The organism is Peribacillus sp. Bi134 (genome assembly GCF_918698065.1).
GTDB lineage: Bacteria > Bacillota > Bacilli > Bacillales > DSM-1321 > Peribacillus.
Genome location: NZ_CAKKLN010000007.1, coordinates 303026 through 320176, shown reverse-complemented (window position 1 = coordinate 320176; position 17151 = coordinate 303026). Strand labels below are relative to the sequence as shown.

Annotated in this window: 17 protein-coding genes; 10 read left to right on the top strand and 7 right to left on the bottom strand. The window is 40.3% G+C overall.

What is annotated here, in order from left to right; genetic code table 11:
* Positions 1-136: 136 nt before the first annotated feature.
* Complete coding sequence (locus tag LQ188_RS17770) at positions 137-376, top strand: aspartyl-phosphate phosphatase Spo0E family protein (RefSeq protein ID WP_101224501.1); 240 nt, start codon at positions 137-139, stop codon at positions 374-376.
* Positions 377-679: 303 nt separating this feature from the next.
* On the opposite strand, the gene LQ188_RS17765 is transcribed toward LQ188_RS17770, so the two are convergent.
* The 3 genes from LQ188_RS17765 to LQ188_RS17755 form a co-directional block, all read right to left on the bottom strand.
* Complete coding sequence (locus LQ188_RS17765) at positions 680-1411, bottom strand: ZIP family metal transporter (RefSeq protein WP_101224502.1); 732 nt, start codon at positions 1409-1411, stop codon at positions 680-682.
* A 112-nt stretch (positions 1412-1523) separates the two neighbouring features.
* On the bottom strand, positions 1524-2747 hold the full coding sequence (locus LQ188_RS17760; RefSeq protein ID WP_101224503.1) for an MFS transporter: 1224 nt from the start codon (positions 2745-2747) through the stop codon (positions 1524-1526).
* A 142-nt stretch (positions 2748-2889) separates the two neighbouring features.
* Positions 2890-4383, bottom strand: a complete 1494-nt coding sequence (locus LQ188_RS17755) for an ATP-binding protein (RefSeq protein WP_230177618.1) — start codon at positions 4381-4383, stop codon at positions 2890-2892.
* Positions 4384-4539: 156 nt separating this feature from the next.
* On the opposite strand from LQ188_RS17755, the gene LQ188_RS17750 reads away from it, so the two are divergent.
* The 3 genes from LQ188_RS17750 (at position 4540) to LQ188_RS17740 (ending at position 8376) form a co-directional block, all read left to right on the top strand.
* Entirely contained in the window at positions 4540-4977 is a 438-nt protein-coding gene (locus LQ188_RS17750) for a MarR family transcriptional regulator (protein WP_230177617.1), read from the top strand.
* 216 nt (positions 4978-5193) lie between these two features.
* A complete protein-coding gene (locus LQ188_RS17745) occupies positions 5194-6888 on the top strand; it encodes a M3 family oligoendopeptidase (RefSeq protein WP_230177615.1) in 1695 nt (564 codons plus the stop codon).
* A 447-nt stretch (positions 6889-7335) separates the two neighbouring features.
* Positions 7336-8376 carry a hypothetical protein gene (locus LQ188_RS17740; RefSeq protein WP_101224506.1) on the top strand — a complete coding sequence of 347 codons (1041 nt, stop codon included), beginning with the start codon at positions 7336-7338 and terminating at the stop codon, positions 8374-8376.
* 52 nt (positions 8377-8428) lie between these two features.
* Here the strand turns inward: LQ188_RS17740 and LQ188_RS17735 are convergent, their stop codons facing one another.
* Both LQ188_RS17735 and LQ188_RS17730 read right to left on the bottom strand, forming a co-directional pair.
* Positions 8429-9043 carry a hypothetical protein gene (locus tag LQ188_RS17735; protein WP_230177613.1) on the bottom strand — a complete coding sequence of 205 codons (615 nt, stop codon included), beginning with the start codon at positions 9041-9043 and terminating at the stop codon, positions 8429-8431.
* A gap of 189 nt (positions 9044-9232) precedes the next feature.
* Positions 9233-9409 carry a DUF2187 family protein gene (locus LQ188_RS17730; RefSeq protein ID WP_064505160.1) on the bottom strand — a complete coding sequence of 59 codons (177 nt, stop codon included), beginning with the start codon at positions 9407-9409 and terminating at the stop codon, positions 9233-9235.
* A 454-nt stretch (positions 9410-9863) separates the two neighbouring features.
* Between LQ188_RS17730 and LQ188_RS17725 the strand changes: the two genes are divergently transcribed.
* A complete protein-coding gene (locus tag LQ188_RS17725) occupies positions 9864-10058 on the top strand; it encodes a hypothetical protein (protein WP_230177696.1) in 195 nt (64 codons plus the stop codon).
* A 63-nt stretch (positions 10059-10121) separates the two neighbouring features.
* Here the strand turns inward: LQ188_RS17725 and LQ188_RS17720 are convergent, their stop codons facing one another.
* Positions 10122-10598, bottom strand: a complete 477-nt coding sequence (locus tag LQ188_RS17720) for a sigma-70 family RNA polymerase sigma factor (RefSeq protein WP_230177612.1) — start codon at positions 10596-10598, stop codon at positions 10122-10124.
* Positions 10599-11446: 848 nt separating this feature from the next.
* Entirely contained in the window at positions 11447-12232 is a 786-nt protein-coding gene (locus tag LQ188_RS17715; protein WP_230177611.1) for a thermonuclease family protein, read from the bottom strand.
* A gap of 176 nt (positions 12233-12408) precedes the next feature.
* Between LQ188_RS17715 and LQ188_RS17710 the strand changes: the two genes are divergently transcribed.
* The 5 genes from LQ188_RS17710 to LQ188_RS17690 all read left to right on the top strand — a co-directional run bounded on the left by LQ188_RS17710 (position 12409) and on the right by LQ188_RS17690 (position 17117).
* On the top strand, positions 12409-13041 hold the full coding sequence (locus tag LQ188_RS17710; RefSeq protein ID WP_230177610.1) for an ATP-binding cassette domain-containing protein: 633 nt from the start codon (positions 12409-12411) through the stop codon (positions 13039-13041).
* Positions 13041-13826 (top strand): iron export ABC transporter permease subunit FetB, encoded by a 786-nt coding sequence (gene fetB / locus LQ188_RS17705; protein WP_230177609.1) that lies wholly within the window; start codon positions 13041-13043, stop codon positions 13824-13826. The genes LQ188_RS17710 and fetB overlap by 1 nt, the downstream gene beginning before the upstream one ends.
* 213 nt (positions 13827-14039) lie before the next feature.
* Positions 14040-14306 carry a phosphocarrier protein HPr gene (locus LQ188_RS17700; protein ID WP_034314127.1) on the top strand — a complete coding sequence of 89 codons (267 nt, stop codon included), beginning with the start codon at positions 14040-14042 and terminating at the stop codon, positions 14304-14306.
* On the top strand, positions 14306-16024 hold the full coding sequence (gene ptsP / locus LQ188_RS17695) for a phosphoenolpyruvate--protein phosphotransferase (protein WP_230177608.1): 1719 nt from the start codon (positions 14306-14308) through the stop codon (positions 16022-16024). The genes LQ188_RS17700 and ptsP overlap by 1 nt, the downstream gene beginning before the upstream one ends.
* A 307-nt stretch (positions 16025-16331) precedes the next feature.
* Complete coding sequence (locus LQ188_RS17690; RefSeq protein WP_101224513.1) at positions 16332-17117, top strand: SDR family oxidoreductase; 786 nt, start codon at positions 16332-16334, stop codon at positions 17115-17117.
* The last annotated feature ends 34 nt before the right edge of the window (positions 17118-17151 follow it).

Genomic DNA, 17151 nt, shown 5'->3' with positions numbered 1-17151 from the left:
CTGCTGGTGGGTAAAGCTTTATCGCAATTTAAGAAGTTTTGTCTTTTTTTGCGAATCTATTTACATATAAGGCATATTTTGTAATACTTCTTTATTATAATGTAACTTTAAAAGGGCAGGAGTAGTGAATGTTGTTATGAATTCTAGGTGTGCAATGGAAATTTGTTCTGAGATTCGAATGAAGCGTTGGGAAATGATGGAGTTAGCCAAAATGTATGGACTAGGTCATGAGTATACCCTTCGCCAAAGCGAGCAGCTTGATAAACTAATAAATGAGTATTTGATCCTTCAACATCATTCATCGGAAGTGAGAAATAAGCGGGAAGAAATGGTTGTTATAGTGCAGCAGCCCTTTAATGATGACATAACCTTTTAAGGGAACTGAATGCGTGCATGACCTTTTAAATTGGCAGGCAGGGAGACAATCCCCTTTTTGCGATTTCTCATGAAGGAACCTTTACGAACATATCATTTAAAACAATTAAAGAAAGACTCATATACACAAGAAATATCTTTGGAATTTCATGGGCTTGGGATTATATCGGGAGAGGTCACCAGAAGGTGTCCTTCATGCATCGGGATTGGTTTAGAGGCCTTATTTTTCTGAATGGATTACACTGATAAATGAAAAGTAAGGGCTGACTCACTTGATGGAGCCAGCCATGGCAGGTGGGGGAAATTACAAAACTTCCAATAAAATTACCATGAACAAAAGGCCGACGATGAAGGAATAGGTTGATGTGCGTTCATTACCATCCCCATGGCTTTCAGGAATCAATTCCTTATAAACGATGAAAAGCATGGCCCCGGCGGCGAAGGCTAGGCCGTATGGAACCAGGAACCCAATGTAAGAGGTTAAATAATAACCCAATAATCCTGTAATTATTTCGATGGTACCGGTTAAGGTTGCTATAAGGAACGCTGTGAGTTTACCAATTTTTTGATTAATTAAAAACAAAGCCACCAGCAAGCCTTCCGGAGCATTTTGCAGGCCGATGGCAAAAGCGATCAAGTTACCTGTATCAGCTGTATCAGACGCATAACTGACCCCGACGGAAAGACCCTCAGGAATATTATGAAGTGTAATGGCAGTGATGATGAGCAAAGCCTTTTCATCGAACTGAATGCCACTTTTCGTATGGCTGAGATCGATATGAGGAATGTTTTTTTCCATGATCGTTAATGTCAATACCCCGAGAAACACTCCAATGACTAGCTGAATATACCCTCCGGTGGCCAGAGACTCCGGGATCAGGCTCAATAACGAAGCAGCCATCATGATTCCAGCGGTGAATGCCAGAAGAGTGTCTCTGAATCGATGTGTGATTGAACCTTGAATGAACAAGATCGGTAACGCACCAAACCCTGTAGACATAGCAGATAGGATGCTGCCTAATAAAACTCCACTCATAAATTTCTCCTTTGTATGGTACTTATCGTTACTGTTTTAAATTTTTGGGTGAAACAATAATTTATTGTATTTAGACACAAAAAATATGTTCCAGGAAATAACAATTTTGCAGTTACTCTTCTGCATACCATTTTTTCAATGTTTGATCAGTCGGCAGCGACATGCTGATGATTCCCAGCAATGGCAGGAATCCCACTAGCTTAATCATGGATTCGATTCCAATTATATCGGCAATGGCTCCTAATGAAACGGATCCAATGGCACCCATTCCAAAGGCTAACCCTACAGTCAACCCTGCCATCGTTCCGACTTTCCCCGGGACCAATTCCTGTGCGTATATTACAGTGACGGAAAAACTGCTCATTATAATGAATCCCGCCATCAATAATAAGATAAAAGCGGCTGTAGGAGGTACGAATGGTAAAAGTGCTGTTAGTGGCATGCTGGCAGCGAATGAAAAGAAAATGACATTTTTGCGCCCGAATCTATCAGCAAGCGGACCTCCGAAAAACGTACCTACAGCACCAGCGGCCAAAAAGGCAAATAGGAAAAATTGTGCGGATTTTATCGTGAATGAATACTGCTCGATCAAATAAAAACTATAAAAGTTCGTCATGCAAGATACATACCAAGAACGTGCAAAAATAATGAATAATATCAATACCAGGGCTTTTGCCACTTTATGGGACCGCTCTTTATTGATTACTTTCGCAGCAAGCTTTTTAGGCTGGAAGTGAACTAACTTTTGGGAATACCACTTGGCAATATACAGCAATAGGATAACGGCCATTAAGGCAACCAGGGCAAACCAGAGTGCGCCTTTTTGCCCAAAAGGAACAAGTACGATGGCTGTGATGAGCGGGGCAAGTGCCTGCCCGCTATTCCCTCCGACTTGATAAATTGATTGTGCCAGGCCTCTCTTTGATCCGCCTGCCATGTAGGCAACCCTGGAGCCTTCCGGATGGAATATGGCTGACCCTAAGCCCATCAAGATGACTGCACCAAGGATAATGGTATAGTTTGGGGCAAGTGCAAGAATGATGACTCCGATTAAAGTACTGGTCAACCCGATGGGCAATGCATATGGAAATGGCTTTTTATCAGTATAGAACCCAACTGCCGGTTGCAGAAGCGATGAGACGATATTCAGGCAGAATGCAATCATCCCCAGCTGTGTATACGTTAACGACATTGATTTTTCGAGGATTGGGAACATGGCCGGTACGACGGCCTGTAGAGAATCATTCATTAAATGGCATATGCCTATGATGATCATGATTTTAAGAGTCATATCCTGTTTTTGCGGTTTTGTTTTAATGGCAGCGATACTTCCCATCTGTTTATTTCCTTCTTCCTGATTGAGATTTTTACCTATTCAATAAATAGATTCAAGAGGCATGCACCGTATGCATGACATCTTAAAATAAATCGGAATCGTTACTAGTCTTCATAAAAAAATGAAACCCTTCAATGTATTGCTATGAATGTTTTATCAGCGGTAAGCTGATTGTAACGGTTGTACCGATTTGAGGTTTACTTGAAAACTCGATGGTACCGTTAAAAGATTCAATAATTCGTTTACACACAAATAGCCCTAATCCGGTTCCTTCCTTTTTCGATGTATAGAAGGGATCGAACACTTTATCTATATCTTTTTCATTCAGTCCTTGCCCGGTGTCGATGATCATGATTTTAGCCCATTCATTTTCATGGTGAATTTGAATCTTTAACTTTTTCCCAACTTCCATGGCCTCGAAACCGTTTTTGGCAATGTTAAGAATGACTTGTTTGAGTTGGTCCTTTGTACAATGAACCCGGATCGGCTCCTTTATGATATTCCATTCCACTTCAATATTGAAGTGACGTGCTTCTGATTCTATTATTGGTCTCAATTCAGCAATGATACTGCGAATATCATATAAGGATAAAGTCTGGGCCATTGGCTTCCCTAAAATTAAAAATTCGCTGACGATGCTATTGATCCGTTCAATTTCCTTCATGATGACAGAGTAATAGAACTGATCTTGTTCTTCAGGGTGTTTTTCAACCAATAATTGCACTAGCCCCTTTATGCCGGTAAGTGGGTTTTTTATTTCATGTGCAGTACTGGCAGCTAAAGTACCGACAAAATCTATTTTTTGGCTTTCGTTTAGTAACTTTTGTTTTTTGGTATTCCTGCGAACGATCAGTTCCTCCACGATGATATAGATCATGTGAGTAAAAAAGAAGGTGAAAAAGACAAGCATTAAAAAAACATTCATGTCATTTGTGTTAATCTTATCGGGCACTTTGACCGATAGTGTCCAATCGACTTCGGTCAAAGGGAAATCCACCCATTTTGAATGTCCAGTGAATCCTTCGGCATTCATATCTATAATTCGGGTTTTGTCCTTTGTTTCCAATTTAAAGGTATGACCGGGGTTAAGGATCTTTAATCTTTTTTCCATATGATCCAGTCTGATTTGTGCTAATAAAAACCCTTGCACTTTTCTATCTTGATCCAGAATGGGAGCAAAAATGGAAAAATAATTAAAATCATGGCTATGTAGCTCTTTTGTTTCTGCAACAACCGCTTTTTGAGTTTTTAAGGCACGCTCAATATCATTCTGTTCAATTAAATAGTTATGATGGAAATTCTTATTCGTCCCTGAAATGGACACACCGTCGCGATTTAGCCAATACACTCCTGCATACCTGGAATCTGTATCTTTGATCCATTTCAAAAGAAGTTCTGTTTTTTTGTCATCCATATAAAGCATGGAACTGCTAAGGCTAAGCAGCTCAAGGCTTTCCTTCGTTTCACTGATAACTTGATCTATGTATTCTTGATAAACCGTTCCCGCCCATTTAGCTTGTTCCTGTCTTTCTTTTTGAATGGAACGATCTAAATGCATCCAATAAATGATAGAGAGAAAAATTAATGGTAAAATAACAATAAGTAGATATGTGGTGAATTTATGCCTTGTTTTCATGTTTGTCACTACTTTAGCTTTTTTTTCAAGTATATCAAAATGATTGATTAAACAATAGTGCATACTAACAGGGCAGATTGACAAAGAAGTCTTTATGTCATATAATAACTTTTAATTCAAGATATTTTAATTAAAAATTTTTAAGGTTGTGAAGTTATGGAGAATAATAACATCCAACAGTCTTTGAAACTGTTTATCGTGATGTCTAGAGCTCATCGATCCATTAATGATGTAGTAAATAAACATATAGCTGAAGAGGGTTTGAATCCAACAGAGTTTGCAGTACTGGAATTACTTTATCATAAAGGGGATCAGCCTCTTCAGCAAATAGGCGGAAAGATCCTGCTGGCGAGCGGCAGCATTACCTATGTTGTGGATAAACTTGAACAGAAGGAATATCTACAGCGAATTGCATGTAAAGAGGATCGCCGTGTAACCTTTGCAAAAATAACGGATAAAGGAAAGACCTTCATTGAAGGAGTATTTCCTGAGCATGAAAAAAGAATCGATGATATCATGAGTGTACTTACGCAAGATGAAAAGGCCACCGTGATCGAATTGCTTAAAAAGATTGGGTATTCCGCCCAAAATTAGCTAAAGAACCAGCACCCGGATTGACTGCAGGTGCTGGTTTTTTTATGTCTGATAAAACCTGAATTTGTTTCGAGGACATAGAGGTTTTTAATAACGCTGTGGCGAATTTTTATATTACGATAACCGTGACAATGATGAATGTGACCTGGATTGGAAACTGTTACTCTGGATTATACAGGAAAAAAATGTTTTTATATCGTGAAAAGGAGCGTACATATGAAATTTAATGAGTATGGATATAAACGTCCTGAAATGGATGAAATTAAAACACGGTTCATGAAAGCTTTGGAAAAGTTTACTGACGCTGCTAATGCCGATGCACAAATAAAAGCCATGGAAGAAATAAATGAAATTCGAAATTATGTAGGTACGATGTTTAATTTGGTCTATATACGGCATTCCATTGATACCAATGATGATTTTTATAAAGCGGAGAATGATTATTTAGATGACTTCTCCCCTGAAATGGAAGAGTTAACCTCCAAATTTTACAATGAACTCGTTCGCTCGAAATATCGCAAGGAGCTTGAGTTGAAATGGGGAACTCAACTATTTGACCTGGCAGATGCCCAACTCAAAACTTTTTCGCCCGAAATCATACCACAGCTGCAAAAAGAAAATAAATTATCAAGCGAATATTCACAATTGATTGCCTCTGCAAAAATCCCCTTTGATGGAAAAGAATTAACACTAGCGCAGCTTCAGCCTTTTATGGAGTCCTCGGATCGTGAATTAAGGAAAAATGCAAGTGAGGCATACTACGGTTTCTTTGAAGAAAAGCAGGAGGAATTGGATCGTATATTCGACGACCTTGTCAAGGTGAGGCATGGAATTTCGACAGCGCTCGGTTATGGGAATTTCGTGGAACTTGGGTATTATCGAATGACAAGGACTGATTATGATGCTGAAATGGTTGCTTCATTCCGCAAGCAGGTGAAAGAGGAAGTGGTACCGCTTGTCACCCGGCTGAAGGAACGTCAGCGCGAACGTCTTGGATTGGAGAACCTGAACTATTATGATGAGAATTTTCATTTCAGAACGGGTAATGCCACTCCAAAAGGCGATGCCGGGTGGATCATCGAAAACGGGAAAAAGATGTACAAGGAGCTTTCGCCTGAAACGAATCAGTTTTTCAACTATATGATAGATAATGACCTGATGGACCTTGTGGCGAAGAAAGGAAAAGAGAGCGGAGGCTATTGTACTTTTATAGAAGACTATAAAGCTCCATTCATCTTTTCCAATTTCAACGGAACTTCCGGGGATATAGATGTTTTGACACATGAGGCAGGTCATGCATTCCAAGTGTTTCGCAGCCGTGATCTTGACATTCCTGAGTATTATTGGCCCACATATGAAGCATGTGAAATCCATTCGATGAGCATGGAATTTTTAACTTGGCCATGGATGGAGCTATTTTTCAAGGAAGATACGGAAAAGTATAAGTTTTCCCATTTAAGCGGTGCCCTCATATTCCTTCCGTATGGGGTGGCTGTTGATGAATTTCAGCATTTTGTCTATGAAAATCCTGATGCTTCACCAGTTGAAAGAAAGCAGGCTTGGCGTAAGATCGAGATGGAATATTTGCCGCATCGCGATTATGAAGAAAATGAATTCTTGGAGAATGGCGGGTATTGGCAGCGGCAAAGCCACATTTATCAATCACCTTTTTATTATATCGACTATACATTGGCCCAGATTTGTGCTTTCCAATTCTGGAAAAGGTCGACTGAAAAAGATGAAACGGCTTGGGAGGATTATTTGAATCTGTGCCAACTTGGAGGCAGCAAGTCTTTTCTTGATCTCGTTGAATCTGCGAATCTGAAATCCCCATTTGTTGACGGGACTGTAGAGTCCGTTGTGAAGGTGATAGACAAATGGCTCTCCACTGTAGATGATAAGGCATTATGAAATATCAGGCTTGATGATACGAACTGGATACTTGAAGGAATGGTCTAACTCCGAATCATGATTATAAAAGTTTTATATAGAAAGAAACCTTATTATTGGATTGAAGAAATTTTGCGACACTCCTGCCGAATTACTGACTAGCCGAGACCCCACAGGCGCCTGCTTTGATGCGGCATGGCAGACAGTCGGCGGCAAAGGGAGCGTATTTCTGAAATCAATTGGAACTTTTATTAATTTGTTTACACTGAACGCTTGGAGATTATTCCAAGCGTTTTTTTAAATCTTTCATACGTTCGGAATGATGATTCACAGTGAAATGCATGAGGAGTTTCAGACTGCACAATGAGAGGAAGTAACCCAGGAAAAAAACAGCCGACGAAAGGAATATTACTCGGCTTGTCTTAAATGTCTCTTCCTTACATATAAATGTAGGGAGGAGGTGAGAGTATGCTGTCAAGGTGGTCAGGGAGTTTTCAGATTGCAGCGGTTTATGTAGGCACAGTCGTCGGTGCAGGATTTGCAACTGGAAAAGAGATTGTCGAGTTTTTTACCCGTTATGGCTTTTATGGTTTTATCGGGATTTTAATAGCAGGTTATATTTTCATTTTCACTGGAACGAAAATCATGCTCATTTCCGCAAGGATCAGAGCATCTTCTTATGAGGAGTTCAATCAATTTCTTTTTGGCAGGAAAATAGCAGGAATCATCAACATCTTCTTCCTTATCATGCTTTTAGGGGTGACAGCTGTCATGATTTCGGGCTCTGGAGCCGTTTTCGAAGAACAACTTGGCGTGTCTAAAAGTATAGGAAGTTGGTCTACGATCATACTGGCATCCTTGGTCCTGATGATGGGCATGCGCGGTGTTTTCACTGTGAACTCGTTTGTTGTACCAATCATGATCTGTTTTAGTTTGATCCTTTTTTTCTCGACTTTGGGTAATGGGGATTTCTTTAAGACCCTTACAAAAGTTCCAGATGAAGTGATCACCGTGAAAATGCTTTTATCACCATTTGCCTATACAGCCTTTAACCTTGCTTTGGCACAGGCTGTGCTGGTTCCGGTTGCGTATGAAGTTCGAGATGAGAAGGTCATTAAACATGGAGCAATCCTTGGAGGGATTTTCCTTACGATCATTTTATTGACGGGGCATTTTTCACTTATGACACTTCCTGACGTGAATGGTTATGAAATTCCTTCAGCAGTTATTATGAGAACGGCAGCCAGTCAGTTATATTGGATGTTCATTTTGGTGATTTACGGGGAGATATTCACTTCGGTCATCGGAAACATATATGGATTACAGAGGCAAATCAGCAGTTATATTAAATTGCCAAGCATGCTGATCATAGCGGTGATTTTTTTAATAGCTTTGATCATTAGTGAATTCGGCTATGGAAGGTTACTAGGATATATTTATCCGGTTTTTGGATACATAAGCCTCCTTTTTTTAATTCTGGTCTGGAAAAGCAAGGCGGGGAAGGAGTGATGAAGAACGGGGGGCCTGAACTTAGCCCTCCGCATCAGGGGGGAATCAATGTTCATCCTTTCATCAGCGTCTTAGCCATCTCTAGAAAAGCATCCCGGTAATCTCGATCTTTTTTTGTGAACATAGTTAAGCGGACGGGTGCTTTTTCATCCTTGATCAATATGGAAGTGATCACATCATCCCCACTTTCCACTTCAAATCCCGTTCCGCCCTCGATTTCAAGTGAAGGATCCCTAATCGTTTCTGAAATGCTTTCCAGCTGGGATTGAACATTTTTTTCCACCTCATCCCAATTGACATCCGTCTTCAATAGTTCTATTCTCATATAAATGGAGTCATCTTCAGTCAGGAACACAATATCCTTTCCAGGTTCTTCGGCACTTAATCTGAATTGTTGCAAAACATAAAGGCTGAACGGTTGATTATCACTTTTTTTTAAGAACGCTGTTTTTTCCTTTGCTTCCCCGTTAATTGAATATTGCAGGTTTTGCTCCATCAGTCTTATTTTGTTATTACGATTATCTCCTTGAGAGGTATTGCCTTCGTTCCCCTCTTTTACTGAACCTTCTTGTGGCTCATCTGCATTTTCGTCTGTGGTCGTACCGCAGCCAGTCAGCAGAATAGCGGCGAATGTGACACAGCCAATATAACGTGTCCAACGAGTCATTTGTTTCCCTCATCTTTCTGATAGAAATTCCAATCTGAATTTGGATATGTTGCACCACATACAAGTGTTTTGCCCTTTAATGAATTAGACGGAGTAAAATGGAAATGGTTACAAAAAACTGAAGAATCAATTCATACGCTTGCTAAAAAGTAAAAACGGAATGGTATAGAGAAACCATCCCGTTTTGTATTAACCTATGATTTTATAATTTTTATGGTTGACGACGGTTTTCTGTTCAAGTTCCAAATCACGATAATTTTCCATATACGTGACGTCCACGATTACTGAGTTCTCGTTCACTTTCTCGACGATTCCTTTTAAGCCTTCTCTAAATTCAATGATATTTCCAACTTCCGCTTTCTTCATGGTAATCATCCTTTCCCATTTTGTTTCCAATGATCAAAAAGTAACTATGGAGTAATTGGATTATTCGAACATCTTGCCGTTTAGATTTTGACGTGGGAAGTGCCAGTAAGAGAATTAGTTATCTCTCATGTCGGTACAGTAAGCTAAACTTTTAAAGGGAGGTGCGATTCTTGAAATGGACGAGCTGTAATGATGTGGCATAATTTGGTATATATTGCAAACGCAGTTATACGTACCAGTATGTAATTCTATGTACAAAATATGCCAATCATTTTACATTATGATATTTTACTATACAGTTTGCACTATTTTAAAGCATACGTAAAGAATAATGTAGCAAGAGGGCCTCAAAAAATTCTGATTTATATTTAGTGGCCTGCTTATGTTAAAATGAAAACGGAATTTCTCCTGTCTGAATATGATGGAACATTTGATAATTAAGGAGGATAATATGATGAATGCAGATGAAGCAAAAGAGGTACTCGATAAACTGGCGAACCGGGAAATGGATGAATTCAGGATAACAAAAGAAGAATTTTTAGCTTTTCGTGAGATTCTTGTTAAAAGGGAAGACTTTAAACATTTTCGGGGGAATGCCCAACATAACGGTGTGATAACTTATACGTATTTAGAAGAAGCGAGAAGTTAATCGATGTAAATAATTTGGGGTGGCTCATGATTGAGCCACCCCAAATTATTTACAATGGAAAAATCACTTGTTCCTTAATTTTTTTAAAGCGGACCTTCTCCATGATTTGACGGCTGCTGCAGTGACTTGATAGACCTCAGCGATTTCAGACACTGTTTTATTTTCGAGGTATGTCTGTAAAAGCCAGCGTTGCTGATTCAGTGTCAATCCTTCCGTGTAGGTTAAGATATTATCGATGGCAAAGGCCTCTTCATGCATCGTAAAAGGATCCTTAATCTCTAATATGAAGGAATCAAAGGGTTCAGTGCGGATCTCATATTTATGATGATGCTTTAATTCGTTCAGAATTTTGCCTTTGATTACCGTATAGGCATAGTTGGAGAATTTTCCGTATTCCTCATTGAAATTCCCCAATGACTCCCATAATGCAATCAAGCCTACTTGAAAATATTCTTCCTTATTTTTATAGATGGAAAGTGAGCGGATAATATGATGGATCATCGGGGTGAATTCCTTCGTTAGTGCTGAGAAATCTTCCATTAAGCAAGTCACCTTTAGAAAGTGCACTTTTCTGTATTCCCGGGTGCTTCTACCATAAATAAAACGATCATATATAGCCAAAATGCGTAACGGAAAAATGGAGGGGGAAAAAGTGGGTTTTAAGGGAGCTGAAAAGAACCTTATTGAAGGGAAAAACTAGATTCAGATAATCTTGAAAAAGGTGACCAAATGAAAAAAACACATCCTGATATTGGATGTGCCGAAACAATTCACTACTATTTTTTTTAGTTTTTCCTCTTCATTCAATGTAAAGCCATACACATGAATGCTCCGTTTGTCGAGAAAAAGGGAGTTTGGAAAGGTCTCATTCCGAATTGTGAATTTAAAACTTTTTTAGGAGGGGTTGTAAAATTTGGTAGGGCACTCGCTTTTCCCGCAGGAGTCTCACGCCTTCCGTTCTAATCAAATATGTTTTAAAAGATAGAACTCCTTTTGTCTACAAACTAGATAATAACGAAGGTTCGAAAGGCTCTCACCCCGACCATTATTTTAAAGGAAAATAGGTTCCTACTTGTTTTTTGCTTATTATACATATGATGGAAACTATCTGGATGGAGGCAGGCAGACGGCGGAAAGGGAGCGGATTTCTGAAATCCGCTGGATCTTTTTAAAATAAAAAACTGCAGGCAAACGGATCTTCTTTTAATTTGCCTGCAGTCTATACATTTAAAGATGTGTAATTTTCCAAATCATCATTTAGTTTTTAAAAATAAGGAAGCGGGGGAGAAAAGCAGTAACGAAATATTTTTGGTTGTATTTCATTTTGTATCACCCCTGAAAAATTCCAAATGCGAGTTCGGAAGCAGGCATATTGATAAACCGGTGAATTAACTTTGCGATTTTCGGAAACCGGCATCCTGTGCGTCCTGTTCGGTACAAAACATTTCTTCTGGTTTAGTTATTTCGTAATATTGCCCCGAAGGAATGTGATATATTTTATTGCCTTTAGAGTTTATATTCCCTTTAATTTGCGGGTTACTGCAAGATCCAGTCGGATTTTCCACTGATACTTCTTTTGACTGGGAATCATCAAACCCCTTTGAAGTTGCATAGTTTTCAATAGACCAAATACCGATTTCGTCTCTTTGGGCTTGTTTCTGAGTATCTTCCAATTCTTCAAGATATTTCGTGTTCGGTGCATAAACATAAGCTACCCTTGCCAGTCCTTTTTTCAGCAGGAGTTTATTCACCATTTTGCCATCAACATAAAAATAGGCCAGCAGCCGGCCGTATTTATCCCTTTCACCTATGCCGGTTTCTACTTCCACTTCAGAGCCCGCAGGCATGAGTTCCTTGGCGAACTTGCTTGCTTCAGGTCCAAAAGGCTGAACGGGCTTGGATGGGTGCACGGTTTCTGGAGTATCTACCAAAAGGAGCCTGACCGTTTCTTCATTTCCATTATCCATTTTGATTTTTACTGTATCTCCGTCAACAACTTTGATGATCTCGGCTGTGAATGTCTTGCCTTTTTCTTCATTTGAAATTGAATCTTCCTGTTTGGATTGATTAATCTGGTCATCTGATGCTGCCTGGCAGCCAGACAACGTAATCAGGCAAAGTGCAGTCAGGAGAAAAACATTCAGATAAGAATGTAACAAGGAATTTCCGTTCATGATAAGTCCCCCCATTTATTAAGGTGTTTTCCACGTCCGTCATGGATATATTCGGCAGGACTAATACTAACCCATAAAAAAGCGAAAGAAAATGAAAAATTTTACATGCATCGCTACCCCGTATCATGATAGTTTCTTATAATGATATGGTGGAGTAAGGGAGGCAGGCGTGCAAAATGATATTTAGGCTTGAAAATATTAGGTATAAAGGGATTTTGAAAATTGATGATTTGAAAATACCCGCTTGTATGGTTACTTGCTTGACTGGGGAAAGCGGTGCAGGAAAAACCTCACTGCTCCGATTATTGAACAGGATGGATGACCCGGATAGCGGTTCGATCTATTATGAGGATCAGCTGCTGGATAAATTCAACCCGATAGAGCTCCGGCGTAAAGTCACAATGCTTTCTCAGGCACCGTTCACTTTACCTGGTACGATTGAAGAAAATCTTCAGATTGGCCTGGAATTGACAGAACGGGAAAAAAAGGATAAAGCCGAATTGGTTAAAGCACTTGAGACCGTCCAGTTGCAGAAGTCTTTAGACGAGGGGGCGGAGAATCTTTCTGGCGGGGAGAAACAGAGGCTGGCACTGGCGAGGCTACTTTTATTGAAACCCGAGGTGTATTTACTGGATGAGCCGACCTCGGCTCTCGATGAGGAAGCCGAGCTGACGGTCATGAGCCGTTTTTTAGAAGAAGTAAAGCGGGAAAAAGGAACGGTCATCATGATAACCCATTCAAAACAGCTTGCGGACATCTGTGCTGAAAAGAGGATCGTTCTGAAAAAGGCGAAGGAGGGTGACTATTAATGGAGGCGAATGGGATAATAGATATTGAGTTCTGGCGTCTTTGTGCGGCCTACGTGTTTGTAGTAATCCTGCTCATAATCGTGAAATGGCGCGGGATTTCACGGGAAAAGCAAATCGTGCTCGCTACGGTACGGATGACGGTCCAACTCGTTCTCGCCGGTTATGTTTTGACATATATCTTTGAAAATCCCCACCCTTTACTTTCTTTGGGATTTCTATGTGCGATGTCCCTGTTTTCCATCCATAATATTTTTAAGCAAGTGTCCCATACACTTAATAAGAAAATCAAAAGGATGGTTATCCTAAGTATGTTATCAGGTCCCATGGCTGCCTTGTTTTATTTTAATGTGGTCGTGATCCATTTCACCCCATGGTATGAGCCGAGGTATTTCATTCCAATTGCTGGAATGATCGTGGGAAATGCGATGACAGGAGTGACATTGGCGCTTAAAAACCTCCATGATGGGATTAGCAGTAATCGTGAAAAGGTAGAAGCGATGCTGATGCTTGGAGCGACTCCAGCGAGAGCTGTTAAGAAATATGTGGATGCTGCATTCGACTCGGCAGTGCTCCCGACTTTGAACAATATGCTCGGGATGGGGATTATCTTCCTCCCAGGAATGATGACAGGGCAAATCCTGTCGGGGATAAGCCCGCTAATCGCTATTGAGTACCAGATTGCGATACTAATCGGGATTCTCGGAAGTGTTTCATTAACGGTGGTCCTTTTCATTATGCTGAGTTTCAGGGCTTTTTTTACCAAAAATGCACAGCTGTCCATTTAAACATTGAAGAATCTGAAAAGTAATAGTTGCAGTTCCTTCTATATTTTTGTACTATTTTGTAGGTACCAATAGTTTTGGTTTGTTTGTTGGGAATGATAATGCTATCCTGATAAGGAAAAGGGCATTTCTTTTTTTCGTTTCTTTCCTGATGGATGGAGAAAACCCCTTACATAACCTATTTTTGTTAATTTATCTTAAAGGAGATTGATTTATATGGTAGAAAAAACATTTACAGTAACTGCAGAAACAGGAATTCACGCTCGTCCGGCTACATTGCTTGTACAAGCTGCAGGAAAATTTGATTCAGAAATAAACCTTGCTTATAAAGAGAAAAAAGTGAACCTTAAGTCCATTATGGGTGTAATGTCTCTAGGTATTGGCAAAGGGGCGGAAATTACGATTTCTGCTGAAGGAAGCGATGAAAATGATGCACTAAACACACTTGCTGAAACGTTAAACAGAGAAGGATTAGCAGAATAATGTCCACTTTGATTAGTGGAATAGCAGCTTCAAACGGAATAGCCATCGCTAAAGCCTATCGACTGACTGAGCCAGATTTATCGATTGAAAAAAGAAGCATAGAAGATGTCGGGGCTGAAATATCCCGTTTTAAGGAAGCTATTCAAAAGTCAACAAATGAATTGGAGATAATCAGGGATAAAGCCGAAAAAGATTTAGGGGCCGATAAAGCCGCTATCTTTGACGCGCACCTGCTTGTTTTGGCTGATCCGGAACTTATCACTCCAATTCAGGATAAAATACAATCAGAAGGCGTCAACGCTGAGTTTTCCTTAAATGAAACCGCAAGCATGTTCATTACGATGTTTGAACAAATGGATAATGAATACATGAAGGAACGTGCGGCGGATATCCGTGACGTCACGAAACGGGTTCTGTCACATCTTTTAGGTGTTCATATTCCTAATCCGAGCATGATTGCTGAAGAAGTGATCATCATTGCGGAGGATTTGACTCCATCCGATACAGCACAGTTGAATCCGGCATATGTTAAAGGATTTACGACAGATATTGGTGGACGTACATCCCATTCAGCCATAATGGCACGTTCATTGGAAATTCCAGCAGTCGTTGGAGCGAAGTCAGTGACCTCGTCCATTGAAAATGGTGACTTGGTCATAATTGACGGGCTAAAGGGTGAAGTTCACATCAATCCTACTCCTGAACTCGTGAAACGCTACGAAGAGGAGCAGGAAGCCTATGCCATGCAAAAGGCTGAGTGGGCGAAGCTGGTTAATGAAAAAACCGTTACAAATGATGGCCATCATGTGGAATTGGCAGCCAATATTGGTACGCCGAAAGATCTTGAGGGCGTTCATCAAAATGGCGGTGAAGGCATCGGGTTATATCGTACGGAATTTCTTTATATGGGCAGAAATGACTTTCCAAGTGAAGAAGAACAGTTCGAGGCATACAAAGCGGTGCTGGAGGGAATGTCAGGTAAGCCTGTAGTCGTCAGAACGCTTGATATTGGCGGGGACAAGGAGCTGCCATATTTAGAGCTTCCTAAGGAAATGAATCCTTTCCTTGGATACCGTGCTATACGCCTATGCTTAAATGAGCAGGAGATTTTCCGGACTCAGCTCCGTGCCCTGCTTCGTGCAAGCATTTACGGAGATTTGAAAATCATGTTCCCGATGATTGCCACGCTTGCTGAATTCCGCGAAGCTAAAGCCGTTTTGGCTGAAGTTAGGCAGGAATTGCTTGATAATGGTGTTCAAGTTGCCGAAAGAATTGAAGTCGGAATCATGGTTGAAATCCCTTCAACTGCAGTGATGGCGGATGTTTTTGCTAAGGAAGTCGATTTCTTCAGCATTGGCACTAATGACTTGATTCAATATACGATGGCCGCTGACCGAATGAATGAGAGAGTATCCTATTTATATCAACCATACAATCCAGCGATTTTACGCCTGGTTAAAATGGTAATAGATGCAGCTCATAAAGAAGGGAAATGGGCCGGAATGTGCGGGGAAATGGCTGGAGATGAAGTGGCCATACCGATATTGATCGGATTGGGCCTTGATGAATTCTCAATGAGTGCCACTTCGATTTTAAAAGCACGTTCTCTAATTAGCCAACTTTCACTTGAAGAGATGAAAAAACTATCTCAGGAAGTTTTAGGGCTGGATACGAATGATAATGTGAAAGAAGCGGTAGTTAACGCTTTGAAGAAATAAATATATCAGGAAAAACGCACCCCATCCACAGAACCTTCGGATGGGGTGCTGTCCTGTAATTCTTGCTTGATTATTTGAGAATAAATGTTTATTGCTTCATAATGGGGGTAAATAAAAAGCAAGCACAGTTGTTTAGCTCTATTAGGGCAGCTGACATTCTCATTTCCCCCTTTGACGCCGGTTGGGTTATCCAACCGGCTATTTTTTGTAAATAAAAATCACAATAATGATTATTCAGATTTTTCACTTTACGGTTATGACGATATAATGGAATTATGATTTTAAGAAAATGGAGGTTAAATATTATATGGAATTACATTTGGAAAAGAAAAATGCATTGATTTTAGCTTCAAGTCAAGGTTTGGGGAAGGCTATGGCAGCTGAATTGGTTAAGGAAGGGGCAAATGTCATGCTGGCAAGCCGTGATGGAGAAAAGCTTGCCGCCGTACAAAGGGAATTATCGCAGCTTGGGACGGGTAAAGTTTCTTATAAGGTAACGGATATAACAAAAGCTGAAGATATTAAAAGCCTGGTTGGGCAAACTGCTGAGGAATTCGGCGGTATCGACATTCTTATTAATAACGCCGGAGGTCCTCCAGGGGGTTCATTTACGGATTTCAATGATGAAGAATGGCAACAATCCTTCGAACTTAATTTACTAAGTTTCATCAGGACGATCCGTGAAAGCTTGCCACATTTAAAAAAACAGGGCGGGAAAATCGTTAATATTGCTTCTTCATCCATTAAGGAACCGATTCCAGGATTGATATTATCGAATACATTCCGGACGGCAATCGTTGGATTGTCAAAGACGTTAGCTTCAGAATTAGCACCGGACCGGATTTTGATCAATACAGTCGGTCCAGGAAGAATCGCAACAGACCGCGTTCAGCACCTTGATGAAATGAATGCGGAGAAACAAGGCGTCACTCCTGAGGAGGTGACTGAACAATCGATTAACAAAATCCCTCTTGGCCGTTATGGGGAACCCGAGGAATTTGCAAGGTTCGTTACTTTCCTTGTTTCAGGCGCTAATACATATTTAACGGGCCAGTCGTATTTAGTTGACGGAGGAATGATAAAGTCCATTTAAGACTTTTTGAAACAAAATGATTGGGAGGAATCTG

Excerpts from the sequence above, each read along its gene's own strand:
- LQ188_RS17770 (WP_101224501.1), top strand. The coding sequence starts at position 137 with ATGAATTCTAGGTGTGCAATGGAAATTTGTTCTGAGATTCGAATGAAG.
- LQ188_RS17765 (WP_101224502.1), bottom strand. The coding sequence starts at position 1,411 with ATGAGTGGAGTTTTATTAGGCAGCATCCTATCTGCTATGTCTACAGGG.
- LQ188_RS17760 (WP_101224503.1), bottom strand. The coding sequence starts at position 2,747 with ATGGGAAGTATCGCTGCCATTAAAACAAAACCGCAAAAACAGGATATG.
- LQ188_RS17755 (WP_230177618.1), bottom strand. The coding sequence starts at position 4,383 with ATGAAAACAAGGCATAAATTCACCACATATCTACTTATTGTTATTTTA.
- LQ188_RS17750 (WP_230177617.1), top strand. The coding sequence starts at position 4,540 with ATGGAGAATAATAACATCCAACAGTCTTTGAAACTGTTTATCGTGATG.
- LQ188_RS17745 (WP_230177615.1), top strand. The coding sequence starts at position 5,194 with ATGAAATTTAATGAGTATGGATATAAACGTCCTGAAATGGATGAAATT.
- LQ188_RS17740 (WP_101224506.1), top strand. The coding sequence starts at position 7,336 with ATGCTGTCAAGGTGGTCAGGGAGTTTTCAGATTGCAGCGGTTTATGTA.
- LQ188_RS17735 (WP_230177613.1), bottom strand. The coding sequence starts at position 9,043 with ATGACTCGTTGGACACGTTATATTGGCTGTGTCACATTCGCCGCTATT.
- LQ188_RS17730 (WP_064505160.1), bottom strand. The coding sequence starts at position 9,409 with ATGAAGAAAGCGGAAGTTGGAAATATCATTGAATTTAGAGAAGGCTTA.
- LQ188_RS17725 (WP_230177696.1), top strand. The coding sequence starts at position 9,864 with ATGAATGCAGATGAAGCAAAAGAGGTACTCGATAAACTGGCGAACCGG.
- LQ188_RS17720 (WP_230177612.1), bottom strand. The coding sequence starts at position 10,598 with ATGGAAGATTTCTCAGCACTAACGAAGGAATTCACCCCGATGATCCAT.
- LQ188_RS17715 (WP_230177611.1), bottom strand. The coding sequence starts at position 12,232 with ATGAACGGAAATTCCTTGTTACATTCTTATCTGAATGTTTTTCTCCTG.
- LQ188_RS17710 (WP_230177610.1), top strand. The coding sequence starts at position 12,409 with ATGATATTTAGGCTTGAAAATATTAGGTATAAAGGGATTTTGAAAATT.
- fetB (WP_230177609.1), top strand. The coding sequence starts at position 13,041 with ATGGAGGCGAATGGGATAATAGATATTGAGTTCTGGCGTCTTTGTGCG.
- LQ188_RS17700 (WP_034314127.1), top strand. The coding sequence starts at position 14,040 with ATGGTAGAAAAAACATTTACAGTAACTGCAGAAACAGGAATTCACGCT.
- ptsP (WP_230177608.1), top strand. The coding sequence starts at position 14,306 with ATGTCCACTTTGATTAGTGGAATAGCAGCTTCAAACGGAATAGCCATC.
- LQ188_RS17690 (WP_101224513.1), top strand. The coding sequence starts at position 16,332 with ATGGAATTACATTTGGAAAAGAAAAATGCATTGATTTTAGCTTCAAGT.